A 15,820-nucleotide genomic window follows, 5' to 3' on the forward strand; every position below is an offset into this window, starting at 1 on the left:
ATTTATTTCCTGAAGTTCTCAACCAATGCGGCCACTACATTCTCCATGCGCTGAGCCCTTGACCCCTTGATCAAAATCGCTTCATCACCTTTGAGTTCTTGCTTTAACATTTCAATTAAATCATTTTGGGTGTCAAAAAAAGTGGCTCCTTCGCCAAAAATCTTTACCGTATTTCCGGCATCGGAACCTACAGCCAGAAGACGCACGACACCGCTTGATTTAATGAGTTCACCCATTTGTTCATGTATTTTCGGGCTATCCGGCCCCAATTCGCCAAAAGCCCCTAAAACCAGCCAGCGTTTCCCGTCACAGTTAGCCAACACATCCAGCCCCGCTTTCAGTGAGGCCGAATTGGCGTTGTAGGTATCATCTATAACGATATTGCCTAAGCGACTTACCAGCGGCTGCAATCGCCCTGTGACCGGTTTTACGCTTTCCAGCCCCTGTTTAATCTGTTGCAGATCCGTGTCCAGCGCCAGGCATGCCGTAGCGGCCGCCAATGCGTTCACGACATTATGCCGTCCTGCGAGCTTTAGCTTTACCGTCAACTCGCCCTTTGCAGTCACCAATTCAAAGGTAGTGGCGAATGCATGATTTATAATTTCCGTTTTAACGGAATGCGCCGTCACGTCGGCCCGTTCATCTATCCCAAACGAAATGACCTTTCTTGTTCCGGCTATCGATTTCCAGTAGTCGAAATAGGCATCATCGCGATTAAGCACCGCCACGCCGTCCTGCTTAAGCGTCTGGATTATTTCCCCTTTCGCTTTGGCGACACCGTCAATGCTGCCGAAACCTTCTATATGCGCGGCTCCCACATTGGTAATAATGGCAACATCAGCCTGTGCATATTGACTGGTGTACTCAATTTCGCCGGGATGGTTTGCGCCCATCTCGATGACTGCATACCGGTGTTGTTCGTTCAAGCGCAACAAGGTTAAGGGCACACCAATATCGTTATTCAGGTTGCCTTGTGTAAACAGCGTGTCAGCATTCACACTCAATATTGCCGCCACCATTTCCTTGACGGTGGTTTTGCCGTTGCTGCCGGTAATGCCGACGACAGACACTGCCGCTTTTTTCCGCCAAACGCCTGCCAATTCAGCCAAGGCCAACCGCGTATCGTCAACAACAATGTGTGGTATCGTTGGTCGCATCAGTTCCCTCGGCAACTGCTCCATGCGTTGCTCTACCTCGGCAACCGCTCCCTGCGTTGCTCTACCTCCTGCATCCTTGCAGTCGTCCTGCTTCCATGCAGTCGTACTGATTGCGACACTTCTGACCTCCATGGATGGAGGAAATGCCGACGACTGCCGGGAGCAGTCGTGGCCACCATCGATGGCGGTCGCGGTAATGCCTTGATGTACGATGGCCGCCACAGCCCCTGCCTGTTCAGCTTCGGCCACAAACTCATTGCCGTCGAAGTTATGGCCTTTAATCGCCACGTAAAGCTGTCCCGGCTTTATCGCTCTTGTATCGATACTGACCGATGAGATGGCAACATCCTCCCCGACCAATTTTCCCTGCACACATGCCGCAATTTCACTCAGCATCATATTCATCGTTCGCCTTCGATTGCATGGATGCAGGAGCAATTACCGAGAACCTTGCGCCTATCCAACGCATCGATCACAACCTGTCTGTCGCTAAAAGGTACGCACACGCCATTGCTTTCCTGGTATTGCTCATGGCCTTTACCCGCAATCACTATGCAATCGTTTTTAGCCGCGCTTGCCACCACTTTTTGTATCGCCTGTTCTCTGTTTTGAATAACTTCAACCTTAGCTGGTCGCACCGGTTCCATATCGGTTGCGACACTCCCGCCATCCTTGGCAGTCGAACTGCAACCAGCCAAAATATCATTAACTATATCCAGTCCGTTTTCGTAACGCGGGTTGTCATCGGTAATCACCACATGATCCGCCCATTGTTCGGCAATTTTTCCCATTTGCGGACGTTTGCCCGTATCCCTGTTTCCGCCACAACCGAAAACCACCCATAAAGCCTGTTTGCAATGCTTGCGCAAACTGGATAAAACCTTGTCCAAGGCATCGGGGGTATGGGCGTAATCCACAAAAATCATTGGATCGGTTTCCGCGCCAAATCGCTCCATGCGGCCATTAACCGGCTTTATACCGGCAAGTTTTTTAACGGCCTCCTGCAACGAAACCTCCATGGCCAGCATGACGGTCAAAACGGCCAGGACGTTCTCTACATTAAAGTCGCCGAACAGAGGCACTTGCACCCGCTGAAGTTCATCCCGAAAACGCACGTCAAATTCGATGCCGTCCGTTTTGTGCAGTATATTTTCCGCACTAACACACTCGCCTGAATCCGCTGTTTTTCCCTTAACGCTAAATTGCCATAACTGCACCGATTCGGGTACGGCGGCGATAACCCGCTCGCTGTACCCGTCATCCAAATTCACCGCCGCGAAAGCCAAGCCCGGCTGTTTTAATAACGCCAGCTTGGCTTGTACATAAGCGTCCATCGTGCCGTGATAATCCAGATGATCGCGACTGATATTGGTAAATACCGCACCTTTAAATGTCACGCCGTTGACCCGGCCTTGCTCCAAACCATGCGATGAAACTTCCATCGCCACGGTGCGCTTTTTATCCTTTAATAATTCAGCCAGTATTTTCTGAATTGCCAAAGCGTCGGGCGTGGTGTTCAACGTCTTGTTAAGCTTGTCCCACTCGCCCCAGCCGAGCGTGCCTATAATCCCGCAGTCATCCAGCATTTGGCTTAAAAACTGACTGCAAGACGTTTTTCCGTTAGTGCCGGTAATGCCGATAACTGTCATAAACTGCGATGGATCGCAGTAAAAACGTGCGGCCAGTTCGCCCAGTTTTAAACCCAGATTTTCCACAGCAATCATCGGTACCGGCGTAGAGCTGTCGCACCGAAAAGCTTCCGCCAGCTGCCGACCATTCCCGGCAGGATCAAAAATGACTGCACAGGCGCCATTATTAACAGCCTGTTCAACATGAGCCAAGCCATGCTGTTTGGCACCGGCCAGCGCAACAAAGACATCACCGCAAACCAACTCACGACTATCCAAAACCAAGCCGGCGACCGGTATATCGTCCTGATCTAAAAATGTGGCCAGTCCGGTTAATAAGTCTTTCAGCCGCAGCACACCGCTACGCTGATCATTCAGCCCTGTAGTCATATTATTGGCCTTTTCGTGTCAACAAGATGGGCATATTGTCCTGCTGATCAGGAGCAACCTCCAACACTCTCAAAGCCCCCGCCATCACTTTGGAAAATACCGGGGCTGAGACTATCCCCCCGTAGTATTGGCCTGCAGAAGGCTCATCAACCATGACCACGATAATCAATCGCGGGTTCTTGGCAGGTGCCATGCCCGCAAAAACAGAAAAATAACTTTTCTCGACATACCCGCCCGCACCGGCTTTTTTTACCGTCCCGGTTTTACCGGCTGCGCTGTAGCCATCGACCCTGCCCTCGTAAGCGGTACCGTCTTTCATAAGCACCGTTTCCAGCATGGCTCTGACTCTCTTGGCCGTTTTGGCTGAAAACACCCGCTGTTGATCAACATCTTCATCCCGCCTTAACAGGCTAACCGAGTGTAAGATGCCGTCGTCTGCCAATGCCGTATAGGCTCTTGCCAACTGGAGTGCAGAGGTACTTACTCCATAGCCGAATGACAAAGTCGCCCTATCAAATTCGTGCCAGCTTTGGTAATCAAGCAAGCTTCCGCTGGCTTCTCCGGGAAAGCCGGAACCGGCGGCAACGCCAAAACCGAGCTTATTGTAAATCCCCCAAAAATATTCCGGCGGCATTCGCAATGCCATTTGACTGACCGCAACATTGCTGGATTTTTTCAGCACGCCTGTCAAATCCAGCGTTCCGTAATTATGCACATCCTTAACCAGATGATTCCCAACCTGATAAAAACCGTGGGTTTCAAAAACCTCATTTGGCTTGACATATCCCCCGTCCAGGGCAGCCGCGACAACGAATGGCTTGACCGTCGATCCAGGTTCGAATACATCGGTTAACGATCTGTTCCTGTACAGGCTTTCCTTTAAACTCTTCCTGCTATTCGGGTTAAATGACGGCTGATTCACTGCCGCCAGAATTTCCCCGCTCTTTGCATCCAATACCACCAGCGCCGCTGATTTTGCCTTGTTAAGGTTAACGGCCAGCTGCAATTCCCGATACGCCAAGTACTGGATGCGTTGATCAATGCTTAGCTCCAGACTCCGGCCTGCAACCGGCTCCTTTATATTTTCTACATCTTCAATAATTCGACGCTGTCCATCCCTGATAACCCGCTTGCTGCCTGGAATTCCCTTTAATGATTTTTCATATCCCGATTCAAGTCCCGCCTGACCAATATCATCAATATCGGTAAAACCGACTAAGTGCGCGGAAACCTCTCCTGCCGGATAAAAACGCTTGAATTCGCGCTCGAAATAAATGCCCGCAAGCTTTAATACCTTGACCTGGTCAGCAACCACCGGACTGATCTGGCGGGCAATATACGCAAACTGCCTGTGCGCATCGCCCTTAACCAGTTCATTGACTTTTCCCTTCGGCAAATTCAACAACTTTTCCATTTGCCTGATTTCGTTTTCTTTTGTCGATTCCACCTCTTGCGGATTCATCCAAATGGACTCGACGGGCGTACTGATTGCCAACGGCGCTCCATTTCTATCCTTTATCATGCCCCTGTATGCCGAAACCGGCACATCGCTGACATGACGCATATCTCCCTGATCTTTAAGAAACTGTTTATTCAACACCTGCAAATCGACAGCCCGACCAACCAGCACCGCCATACAAGCCATTATAAAAACGACTACTATTTTCCTGCGACCGCCATGGATGGTGGAAGCATCGCCATCGGTAGAGAACCGATGCGACCGCCCTGAAAAATTGCCGACCGGCTTGTTTACCCTGTTTCTGCCTTGAAAATGTATCATTTACGGTTTTATATAAATGATTTTTTCCCGCAATGGCATAACCAGTTTCAATTGTTCCCGCGCCACTTGTTCTACCCGATTCTGTTCTGCCAAGGTTGTCAGCTCCAATTGCAGCTGCCCCCATTCCACTTCATACTGATCCAGCGCTCTTTCTTGCTTTTGGATCTCAATAAAAATTAATCGCGACTGATATTTGCTGTAAATTACGACCAAAGCGGATACCAACAACACCAATATCAACCCGGCCATCCCTAAATAGCGACTTGTTGCCACTCAGACTCTCTCGGCTACGCGCATGACTGCGCTTCGTGCCCTTGGATTCTGAGCAATTTCTTGCGCGCCTGCTTTTAAGGCTTTACCTGTTATCTTCAAGATACCCTTAGCTATATCGATTTCTTTAATGGGTAATTTGCCGGGGTTATATTTAGCTCCGGACTCGGCCCTGATAAAGCGTTTAACGATTCGGTCTTCCAATGAATGGAAAGAGATAACTACCAATCGCCCACCGGGTTTCAAAATCCGGGCGGACTGTTGCAAAACAGCCTTTAACTCATCCAACTCGCTATTGATTTCGATACGGATTGCCTGAAAACTGCGGGTTGCCGGATGCTTGTGTTTCTCTTTGCCCGGCACTACGTCTTCAATTAACTTTGCCAATTCTCTGGTTGTTGTAATTGGCGATACGGCTCTTTTTTCAACAATCGCGCGAGCAATGCGCCGTGCGAACCGCTCCTCGCCGTATTCAAATAAAACCTTAACCAGCGCTTTTTCATCAACACCGGCCAGCCACTGTTCCGCCGTAACACCTGAATTGCCATCCATCCGCATATCCAAGGGTCCGTCGCGCAAAAAGCTAAAGCCTCTTTCCGGATTATCCAATTGAGGCGACGACACCCCCAGGTCCATCAATATACCGTCAACTTTTCCAGCTAAACCTTCACTTACAACTATATTTTCCAGCGCAGAAAAATGTGTGTGTTTCAGCTTAAACCGTTTATCTTCCAGCATGGCCTGCGCATAATCGGAGTTAATCGCATCCAAGTCCCGATCAAAAGCCAGCAATCGCCCCGATGGACCCAGTAGATTTAAAATCCCCTGACTATGACCACCCCGACCAAAAGTACAGTCCAGATAAACGCCGTCTTCTTTAATAGCCAACTGCTGCAAAGCTTCTGCAAACATAACGGGCAAATGTTCCACTAACAAGTCTCCCGCATTAAAATGATAATGAACCTAAATCTTCCAACCCTTCATTATCGTCACCATCCAGCCATTCACTTTCCTTTGCACCCCAGGCTTCTTCATTCCAGAGTTCAAATTTATTGAGTTGACCAACCAGGACAATTTTCTTGTCCACATTTGCAAATGTTCTCAACTTTTCCGGCAGCAGCAGACGCCCCTGACCATCCATTTCACATTCAGATGCATTACCGATAACAAACCGTCTTAACTTACCGGCCATTTTATTTAAGGTAGGCAATTTACTGATCGTTTGCTCAAGCTTTTCCCACTCAGGCATCGGATAAAGCCACAAGCAACCATTCTCTCCAACACATCGTTCATTTACAGCGACCGTAACAACCATCTGACACTCGCAACAATCCTGCAACTCCTCCCGGTAACGGGTAGGAATAGCAAGACGCCCCTTGCCATCTAAGTTGATTGAACTAATGCCTCGAAACAAGATTTACCCCGGATACCCAAAAAAAACCATTTTTTCCCATTTTTCTCCACTTGTGTCCACTATAGATTTCAAATAACCCCTAGTCAAGGACGATTTCATGTTGGATTCTTTCTTTTTCGACAATGACTTACATCACCATCAGAATGGACTATAACCACACAAAAAATGGAAAAATAATTCCCATTCTTTATCAATAAAATGTGTAATATTGGTGAGAAAGTACTTTAAGTGTAAAGCTATCGAAAATTTCCAGCTTTTTTGATAAAAAATGAGGACTGAATCAAAGATACTGCCGCAATAATTATCGGGCAGTTTTTGCGCCTTTAGCAGCGCCATGAATCCCGAGCAGAAATGCTCGGAAAAAGGAAGAAAGAGTCGGCCTATAAGCCGGGTTCTGTCGAGAACAGTCATTCATCTAGGCTGCAAGTCACCCTGCAGCTCAAGCAATCTACCCAGGAACCGCGCGGGCCACGCGTCTGTCCCTCTATTTGATCTTGCTCCGGGTGGGGTTTACCATGCCACTTCTGTTACCAGTTGCGCGGTGCGCTCTTACCGCACCTTTTCACCCTTACCGGTCACAAGTGACAGGCGGTATATTTTCTGCGGCACTTTCCGTAGGCTCACGCCTCCCAGGCGTTACCTGGCACCCTGCCCAATGGAGCCCGGACTTTCCTCCATCTTATCTTGCGATAAAACAGCGACTGTCCAGCCGACTCTTTCAGCGCCTAGTGTATCACACATTCACATTAATGCGATATGCGATGGCTATATTAATAAGCAAAAAACAGACCAGAAATATGCCTCACTCAGCATTAACGGAACTTCTAAGCCTCTTTCGCCTTCTCCATATCCAATGCGGCCTGATACAACAATTTCTTCCTGACGCCGGTAATCTCCACGGCTAGTGCAACTGCGGTCTTAATCGAGCACTCGCCCAGCAACACCCTCAATATTTTTTCCTGTTCAGGCGTAATGATCTGCTCTTTTTTATCGATGGCAGCGCCATCGACAATAACCACAAACTCACCTTTCCTCATATTGGCATCATCTTCAACCAACTTAAGCGCTTCGCCCAAACTGGTTTTCACGATAGTTTCGTGCAGCTTGGTCAATTCCCTGGCAATAACAATCTGCCGATCCAACGGCAGTATCTCCGCCATATCCTTTAATGAAGCCAGAATTCGATGACTGGACTCATAAAATACCCAGGTTATCGGACACAGTAACCGTTCACTAAAAAACGCTTTTCGCGCCGACGAGGTTCTCGGCGAAAAGCCTTCAAATACAAACTGAGTAACCGGCAATCCCGCAGCGGACAATGCAGCGATCAACGCGCAGGCGCCCGGCACAGGCACAACATCGACACCCGCATCCTTGACCATTTTCACCAGCGGCATACCCGGATCGCTTAACAGCGGCGTTCCCGCATCAGAAACCAGCGCAATAGACAAACCCTCGCGCAGCTTTTCCAGCAATCCGGCGGAGGCCTTATCTTCATTATGTTGATGCAACGAAATCAGTTTATTGCTGATGCCATAATGCTGTAGCAGCATTTTTACATGCCGAGTGTCTTCCGCAGCAATCAAATCAACCTGTTTTAATATTTCAACCGCCCTGAAACTAATATCCGCTAAATTACCTATCGGAGTAGCAACAACGTATAATTTGCCGCATTCACTTGACATTCGATACACTCACTTGAAAATCTCTAAAAAGATGCGACCAAAATATAAGCCGCCATTATTGTGCGCCCTGCTTCCCGGCCTCTTGTTTTTTTCCGGTTGCGCTGCCACGAATCCCACAGATGCAGAAAATATGGCAATGCAGGAGCGACTGCCTGAGCACGAAGCATTGGTAACACAACCCTTAATAAGGAACGACCAGCCGGGTCAAATGGTTGAATTATACCAGCATCCCTCAACGCCATCGTCTCTGGAACAAAATCAGCAGCGCTTACAGTCCGTCGAATCCTTAATCCAGGCCGGGGACGGCAATTCCGCAAAACAGGGTGCCGACGCCATTAACCCTACCGAGCTGTCGCCCGAACAACATGCTCAGCTGCGTCTTCTTTATGCCCAGATCCAGCTCAGCTTTGGCGAGGCTGAACAAGCCATTGAAAGCTTGGCCCTGATTCAACCGCAACAGCTGAACCGGGACAATCAGGTTAAATACTTTCAATCGCAGGCCTTTGCCTACTCATTAACCGGAAACCTGCTGGACAGCGCCAAATCCAGAATTGAGCTGCACCGGCTAATAACGCCTCCCGCTGAACTTGAAAAAAATCAGGCATCCATTCTTGAAACATTGCGCCTGCTGCCTGACACCGCCTTACAGACCAACCAAACAGACGCCTTAGCCGGTTGGATGTCTTTGACCATCATTTTAAAAAATATAAACCAGCCTGATTTTGATACTCAAATAAGCCAATGGCGCGCAACCTTTCCGACACATCCTGCCGACTTAAGCTTCCTGGATCGTCCTCAGGACTCGCCGAAAAATGCGCCCCAAGCCAAAGCAATCGCGCTCTTGTTGCCCGGATCGGGGACTTTCGTCCAAGCCGGTAAAGCCATCCGTGCTGGGTTTATGGCAGCCTACAACCATGCGGATAACTCGACCAAACCTACCCTTCGATTTTACGACAGCGAACAATCGTCCCCGCAAACCTTATATACCCAAGCTGTCGCAGAAGGCGCCCAACTGATCATCGGCCCTCTGGCCAAAGAACAGATCCAAAGCCTGGCCGATACCGTTACCTTTAACATCCCCGTGCTGGCATTAAATCATATTCCGGGCCTGCAAAAAAACCGGCTCTACCAGTTCAGCCTCAGCCCGCTGGATGATACCGATCAAATCACCCATAAAGCGTGGGAGGACGGCCATCAAAGAGCACTGATGCTTGTTCCTGAAAACGCGCCGGGCAAACGTATCGCCAACTATCTGACAGAAGACTGGCAAGATCGGGGCGGCACCGTCCTGGAAACACAAACCTATAACCCCAAGGAAACCGACTTTTCTGCGCCTATTCAAAAGCTGCTTAACCTGGATGAAAGCGAACAACGTTACAATAAAATCCTTGCGTTGATACCCGGCGTAAAATACACGCCGAGAAGACGGCAGGATGCCGATGCCATATTGTTAAGCGCCTATAGCGCAGAAGCACGCTCCATCAATCCCCAACTCCAATTTTATCAAGCGGGCGACCTTCCCGTTTATGCAATGCCTACCGTTTACACCGGACAAGTCAACGCATCGCTGGATACCGACCTCAATAAAATAACTTTTTGCGACACCCCTTGGTTATTCAACAAAGCCTATCAGGGAGAACTCAACATGGACGCACTAAAAGAAACCTGGAAGCAATTTCCCAGCGCTTATTTACGCCTGATTGCAATGGGTATCGATGCCTATAATCTGGCTACACGATTGGATAACCTGGAAACCGATCCCTATCCCGGCGCAACCGGAAATCTATCGCTGACCGCCGATCAACGCATCAAGCGCCAACTGATCTGCGCCAAGTTCATGGACGGACAACCTGAAATAAGCGGCTTTAGCACCGAAAATACCGGAGCGATACCCGAGCCAAAAACCCCGATCAACCATGCTGTTTACTAAGCTCAAGACCAAAGCGGCGCATTTACTTCGCGGCGAAAGCGCCGAGGAACAAGCCCACGATTTCCTGATCGACAAAGGACTCAAGCCGGTGTGCCGGAATTTCCGCTGCAAACAAGGCGAACTCGATTTAATAATGACCGACAAACTGACACTGGTTATCATCGAAGTCCGGTTTCGTAAAACCGATAAATACGGCAGCGCCGTTGAGAGCATCACCCGCGCCAAACAATCCCGTATCATAGCGGCAACGCATATTTACCTGTCATCCCACAAAACAGACGGTCCTATCCGCTTTGACGTGGTTGCCATTTCCGGCAATGGCAACATCGACTGGGTACAAAATGCGTTTTAAATCGCCACGCGACCAGCCAAGCGCTTGCAGGATCATGACCGGCGGCGATCGATCAACACATCGCCGTTTTTGCCGCGCTTAATATCAACCGGTAAAACCGCTTCCAGGGTGGAAAGAAAACGCTCAAGATCGTTATTGTCGAAAACCCCGCCAAGCGTCAAACCGTTCAGGGACGGGTCGACAAGACGGACATGCACCGGATGATAACGCTCCAGCTCCCTGGCCACTTCCGACAACAGCGTATTGCGAAAAATCAGCTTGCGGTTTCGCCAAACGGCAAAGGTTTTGACATCGGCGGCTGCGGGTTCGGAAAGGACGGTGGCGGCATTGTAGGTCATCATCCGCCCGGCCTCGGTTTGGCGTTGCTCGCCTGTCGCCGGTAAACGAAGATCAATCGCGCCTTCCAATACCGAAATCCGGTTTGCCGACGGGCCGATTGCGACATCGAAGCGGGTGCCGATGTCGCGAAGCTTGCCGCCTCCGGCCGATACTTCAAAAGGACGCCACTTGCCGGGAGCCACACTGAACAAGGCTTCGCCGCGCACCAACTCCAGCGACCGGCCTAGCCAACTGTAATGAACGGCAAGCTCGGTATCCGAGTTAAGTTCAACCAGCGAACCGTCGGCCAGAGTTATTTGCCGCAACTCGCCTTTTGCGGTCTGAAACACGCTGTCGTCGACTAAAGGCCAACCTTCCTTGATGCCGAGCCCGACGGCAAACAGCAGACTAGCGGCGCTAGCCAACATCAAAGGGCGGTACAACAATCGCAAGCGACTTGTTTTTTTACGCGCGATGGACAATTCGGCCTGCGGACAAGGCAATCCTCCCCAAGCGCGCTCTACTTGCTCATAGATACGGCGGTGCCTAGGATCGGCGGCAAGCCACTGCTCAAATCTCTGCCGCTCGGCAACGGCAAAAGCCCCGGACTGCTTGCGCACCAACCAGTCAATGGCCTGCTGCCGGACGGTGCTGGAATGAGGTTGTTCTATCATAAATTGTCATTATTATTCGATAAGTCCACATAATACTTGCCGGGAACCGTTTAAAAAACTTTATAACGGCGGTTCCCCGACGCTTTCAAGAAACAACGGTTATTTTGTCAGGTTCTTGATGCCAGGCACAAGCGCCATAAATCGCCTAACCATTAAAACTCAAGACAGCTCAGGCAATGATCGAAGGCTTTAGCGATATAACGTTGTACTGTCTTGTCGGAAATCCCCATGAATTGAGCGATTTCCATATGCGACAGGCCGTCGAAACGATTCAGCAGGAATGCCTGACGGTGATCCGCAGGCAATTGCGCCAGCGCATCGCGAAATTTTTTCAACCGCTCCGTCCCGCACAAACTGTCCTCCGGTCCCAGTAGACTGGTAATCGTCCTGTCTTCAATCTCTTCATAATTGTCGCATTGGCGGTAACTTTGTTTGCGGACATGGTCGACGACCAGATTGGTGGCGATCCTGAATAAAAAGGCGCGAGGCTTGATAATGGTGGCCGACAGCGGATAGGTCAGCGCACGCAAATAAACTTCCTGAACCAGATCGTCGGCGTCCGGTTCGCCCACCTTTCGGCAAAAAAATACCAGCAGATCGGATGAGTAATGCTGAAACCAACCCTGCAAAATATTGCGGGATATTTTTTCTGTCATAATCGGGCGCCCTTTGTCAGCATATTATTCAAGCTAGACAAGCAGGATGCGCGCCAACATTGCAATCCTTGCAATTCAATTGGTTATTGTTTTTGTTGAGCATTTTGTTGCGTGAAAAAACACAAAACAGGTGATATGGCCTATTTTCAGCAGCGCCAGACAGACCTCTTGCCGGTTACCAGAGGAAATTGCGGAACCTGCGCCTGAACGACCAGTCGGCAATTGCGAATAACAACAGCAGCACACACATCCCGCCGATGGCGATGCTTGCCGGATCGAGAGCGGACGGCTGGCTGCCGTAGACGATGCGCAAAGCTTCGCTGAGATAGGTGGTCGGCAGCAGCAACGCCACGATATTCCAGGGCTCGGGCAGCATCGCGTAACTGAAGAAAGTACAGCCCAGAAACATCATCGGCATCAGCAAGAAAGCGATGAAATCCTGTGCCTTGGCAGGTGTCTGCGGCAACGTGTATCCGATGCAGCCGAGCAGAGAGAAAACCGTCGCACCGTAAATCAGGCAAACCAGATCGGCAGACAACGATACCGGCACGTAGCCCAATAGTCCGTAAATCAGCAGATTGCCGATCAGACCTGCGGCGGTTGCAGTCACCACCGTGCCGGTAATCCACGCCAGCATCAGGCTTCTGAGCGTCAACGGCGCCAGCAGCCAGCCTTCCATGCTGCGAAAATAATAGCCCCGGGTCAAGATCCCGCCGATATTGCTCAGCGCCGCGCTCATCACCAGCATCGAGACGATGCCGGGCGCGACAACCAGCGAATAATCGCTATCCGGTAACGCCCGGCCCAGGATTTTGCCGAAAACGAGCAGGTAAATCAGCGGTTGGAACAACATCCGGAACAGCGCAGAACGCCAGTTATCCAAAGATTCGCCCAAGGCGCGGCCGACAAACGCCCAAAAGCCGCTCATTGCCCGGCCTCGGAGGTCAATGCATGGAAACGGCTTTCCAAAGATTCCTCGCCGTCCAGCTTCAACAGCCGGCCTTGATGGATTAATTCGACGCGGTCGCACAGACGCTCGGCTTCTTCAAAATGATGCGTAGACAACAGCGTCGTGCCGCCGGCCAGCGAAAAGGCGCGAATCCTGTCCCAAACCACGGCTCGAACCGACGGATCGAGCGCATTGGTCGGCTCGTCCAGAATCAACACTTTAGGTTCGGTGATAAAGGCTCTGGCAATCATCACTTTGCGTTTGTTGCCGCCGGATAACTGGTGGATCTTTTGCTGCGCGGCTTGTTCAAGCTGGAGCACCGCCAGCCATTCGTCGATGCGCCGCTTGGCTTGGCGGCGCGGAACGGAAAAATAGCTGCAATGGCGTTCCAGATTTTTGCGCACCGTCAACGGCTGATCGAGGTTGATGTCCTGAGAAACAACGCCCAGATAGCGCTTGATCTCATGAGCTTTGCTGCGACCGTCTATGCCCAGCACCGTCAAACGCCCCCGGCTGGGTTGCAGCAGTCCGCAGAGTATCTTCAGCAACGTGGTTTTGCCCGCGCCGTTCTGCCCCAGCAATCCCAGCACTTCGCCGCAAGCCACTTGCAGATTGATGCCGTCGAGGGCGAGATGGCCGTTAGGGTAGCGCTTGGTTATGTTGTCGGCATCGATGTCCCAGCTGCTCGTCGACGTTCTCAAAAATTGACTCCTATTTCGCCGCGCACGATACGGCCGGGATCACTTTGGAACAGGCTTTTTTCAAAACGGTTGTCGAGCAGGTTGTTGACCGCCAGCGTCAGGTTGACGCTGTGCTTGTCGATGCCGATTTTCTTGGTGACCAAAAAGTCCAGCGTCGTATAAGCCTTGTTAAGCCAGGCATAGCCGTTGGCGTCGCGGCCCAGATTGCGAAAATCCATGTATTGCTCCGATTCGTGATGCAGATTAAGCCGGGTTGTCAGGCCGGGAATGCCGGTGTACGTCAATACCGCATTAATCCGGTGGCGCGGCTGGAACGCCAGTTCGTTGCCGATAATCGCGCTGTTCAGACTCTCGGTGATTTTGGTCGTGGTCAAGGTGTAATTAAGCGCCAGATTCCAAGCATCCACCAGGCTCTGATTGATGCTCAATTCCAGCCCTTTCGATTCCGATGCGCCGAGATTGACGGTCTGCTTGATGTTCGGCGTACCGGAAGTCACCAGGCTTTCCATCTTGTCGGTCCAGCGGGTGTAGAACCAGGTTAATTCCGCCTTGCCGCCCTGCCAACTGGCTTCGGTGCCGAAATCCAACGTGGTCGATTGCTCGGGCTTCAATGTGGGGTTCGGCAGAACGACGTAATTAGGCCGCGTCTGCCGGAAATACAGCGTGGCCGGATCGGGCGGCATGAAGCCGGTGGCTGCCGAACTGCGCAAGGTCAGCCAGGGCAAGGTTTTCCAGGACAGCGCCAGCTTGGGATTGAAGGCTTTCTTGAACGCATCGGGCTCGCGGCTGTCCAGACCCGCATCGTAAATCGATATGCCGGAATAATCGTATTGATCGTAGCGGCCGCTGGCATCCAGATGCCAGTCGTCCCAAAAATCCAGCCCGTAGCCGCCGAACAGGCCGATCCGGTTCACCGTGCTGTCCATCGCGAATAAACGCTGGCCGTTGCTTGCCAGACGTTGCTCGATACCGGCCTGATTGACCGCGTAAACCAGCCCGGCGTTGAAATTGCGGTAATCGGCCTGCACTTCCAGGTTGACGCTGTTTTCGGTTTCGGGGCCTTGCATATACAGCGCCAAATTTTCCGTGCCGCCGACGTCGCGAAACACATCGGTACGGTTGTCTTCGTACATCAGCTTGCCGTTCAGTTTCAGCTCGCCGAAGCGCATTTCCGAGAACAATTTCGGCCGCACCGTGGTGTATTCGTTGTAATTATTGGGGCGGCCGTAATTGCGGGTCTGTTCCAGGTAGTTGAGTTCCGCGCCGACGGTCAGCCAGTCGTTGCGATAGCCGGCCTTGATGTCGCCGCCGCGCTTGGCGAACCCGCTATGCTGGGTTTGCGCCATCGACAGTAGCGGACTGTTATCGCGCTGGATCATCCAACGGTTGCTGAGGCTGTCTTCAAAGCTGGCACGAACATCAATGCCGCCGACAGCGCCTGAGCCAATGGCCCGGCTGTAATGACTGTCCAGGCTGTCGTAGCCTTGTACCAGCCCCAGCTCCCACTGCGGTTTGGCCTGCAACGTGGTGATGATGATCGCCCCGCCCAACGCGTCTGCGCCGTAGCGGTTGGAGGCGGCGCCGCGGATAATTTCGATAGTGGCGACATCCTGCGGTTTGATTTTTTCCAGTTCAGTTACCGCGCCGCCACGCGAAAAGCCGTCGACGTATAGCGCTATCTTGGGTACGCCGCGCAAACTCAGCGCCCCGGAGCTGTCGCCGAGACCGCCGCGCTTGCGCAACAGCTCCATCAGACTGGCCGGTTTTTCCCGCTCGATCTCCGCAGCACTGATGATTTCCCGGCTGTTATCGGCCAAGGCTGTCCCCAAGCAACATAGCAGCAGGCAAGCCCGAAACATCCGTCTAAGGATTTGGGCCACAATAACTTCCCGAAACTTGAACTTATCGTTCCCACG

Annotated in this window: 14 protein-coding genes and 1 other RNA gene; 2 read left to right on the plus strand and 13 right to left on the minus strand. The window is 51.3% G+C overall.

Annotation, left to right across the window (positions count from 1 at the left end):
* Positions 1-2: 2 nt before the first annotated feature.
* The 8 genes from METTU_RS07330 to rsmI all read right to left on the minus strand — a co-directional run bounded on the left by METTU_RS07330 (position 3) and on the right by rsmI (position 8,324).
* Complete coding sequence (locus tag METTU_RS07330; RefSeq protein ID WP_006890671.1) at positions 3-1,562, minus strand: UDP-N-acetylmuramoyl-tripeptide--D-alanyl-D-alanine ligase; 1,560 nt, start codon at positions 1,560-1,562, stop codon at positions 3-5.
* The gene (locus tag METTU_RS07335; RefSeq protein WP_006890672.1) at positions 1,559-3,175 is read right to left on the minus strand and encodes a UDP-N-acetylmuramoyl-L-alanyl-D-glutamate--2,6-diaminopimelate ligase; all 1,617 of its coding nucleotides are present in this window, start codon (positions 3,173-3,175) and stop codon (positions 1,559-1,561) included. Before METTU_RS07335 ends, METTU_RS07330 begins: the two co-directional genes overlap by 4 nt.
* A 1-nt stretch (position 3,176) precedes the next feature.
* The gene (locus METTU_RS07340; RefSeq protein ID WP_006890673.1) at positions 3,177-4,955 is read right to left on the minus strand and encodes a peptidoglycan D,D-transpeptidase FtsI family protein; all 1,779 of its coding nucleotides are present in this window, start codon (positions 4,953-4,955) and stop codon (positions 3,177-3,179) included.
* Complete coding sequence (gene ftsL, locus METTU_RS07345; RefSeq protein ID WP_006890674.1) at positions 4,956-5,204, minus strand: cell division protein FtsL; 249 nt, start codon at positions 5,202-5,204, stop codon at positions 4,956-4,958. It abuts the gene before it with no gap.
* Positions 5,205-5,228: 24 nt separating this feature from the next.
* Positions 5,229-6,155 carry a 16S rRNA (cytosine(1402)-N(4))-methyltransferase RsmH gene (gene rsmH / locus METTU_RS07350; RefSeq protein WP_006890675.1) on the minus strand — a complete coding sequence of 309 codons (927 nt, stop codon included), beginning with the start codon at positions 6,153-6,155 and terminating at the stop codon, positions 5,229-5,231.
* Positions 6,156-6,171: 16 nt separating this feature from the next.
* Positions 6,172-6,639: a division/cell wall cluster transcriptional repressor MraZ gene (mraZ, locus tag METTU_RS07355; RefSeq protein WP_006890676.1), complete on the minus strand. Its 468-nt coding sequence runs from the start codon at positions 6,637-6,639 to the stop codon at positions 6,172-6,174.
* A gap of 367 nt (positions 6,640-7,006) precedes the next feature.
* Positions 7,007-7,356, minus strand: an RNA gene (gene rnpB, locus METTU_RS21810) — RNase P RNA component class A.
* Positions 7,357-7,463: 107 nt separating this feature from the next.
* Positions 7,464-8,324: a 16S rRNA (cytidine(1402)-2'-O)-methyltransferase gene (gene rsmI, locus METTU_RS07365; RefSeq protein WP_006890677.1), complete on the minus strand. Its 861-nt coding sequence runs from the start codon at positions 8,322-8,324 to the stop codon at positions 7,464-7,466.
* Between the two features lie 208 nt (positions 8,325-8,532).
* Between rsmI and METTU_RS07370 the strand changes: the two genes are divergently transcribed.
* Both METTU_RS07370 and METTU_RS07375 read left to right on the plus strand, forming a co-directional pair.
* Positions 8,533-10,254, plus strand: coding sequence for a penicillin-binding protein activator (locus tag METTU_RS07370; protein ID WP_254257835.1), 1,722 nt, complete (start codon positions 8,533-8,535; stop codon positions 10,252-10,254).
* Positions 10,241-10,606, plus strand: a complete 366-nt coding sequence (locus METTU_RS07375; RefSeq protein WP_006890679.1) for a YraN family protein — start codon at positions 10,241-10,243, stop codon at positions 10,604-10,606. Before METTU_RS07370 ends, METTU_RS07375 begins: the two co-directional genes overlap by 14 nt.
* Positions 10,607-10,638: 32 nt before the next feature.
* Here the strand turns inward: METTU_RS07375 and METTU_RS07380 are convergent, their stop codons facing one another.
* From METTU_RS07380 to METTU_RS07400, 5 genes are all read right to left on the minus strand, one after another.
* A complete protein-coding gene (locus tag METTU_RS07380) occupies positions 10,639-11,598 on the minus strand; it encodes a FecR family protein (protein WP_006890680.1) in 960 nt (319 codons plus the stop codon).
* A gap of 152 nt (positions 11,599-11,750) precedes the next feature.
* Complete coding sequence (locus METTU_RS07385; RefSeq protein ID WP_006890681.1) at positions 11,751-12,254, minus strand: RNA polymerase sigma factor; 504 nt, start codon at positions 12,252-12,254, stop codon at positions 11,751-11,753.
* Between the two features lie 175 nt (positions 12,255-12,429).
* Complete coding sequence (locus METTU_RS07390; protein WP_006890682.1) at positions 12,430-13,182, minus strand: ABC transporter permease; 753 nt, start codon at positions 13,180-13,182, stop codon at positions 12,430-12,432.
* Complete coding sequence (locus METTU_RS07395) at positions 13,179-13,904, minus strand: ABC transporter ATP-binding protein (RefSeq protein ID WP_006890683.1); 726 nt, start codon at positions 13,902-13,904, stop codon at positions 13,179-13,181. The genes METTU_RS07390 and METTU_RS07395 overlap by 4 nt, the downstream gene beginning before the upstream one ends.
* Positions 13,901-15,784: a TonB-dependent receptor gene (locus METTU_RS07400; protein ID WP_254257836.1), complete on the minus strand. Its 1,884-nt coding sequence runs from the start codon at positions 15,782-15,784 to the stop codon at positions 13,901-13,903. Before METTU_RS07400 ends, METTU_RS07395 begins: the two co-directional genes overlap by 4 nt.
* Positions 15,785-15,820 lie beyond the last annotated feature (36 nt).

The sequence above is a fragment of the Methylobacter tundripaludum SV96 genome (genome assembly GCF_000190755.2).
In the GTDB taxonomy this organism is placed as follows: Bacteria; Pseudomonadota; Gammaproteobacteria; order Methylococcales; family Methylomonadaceae; genus Methylobacter_A; species Methylobacter_A tundripaludum.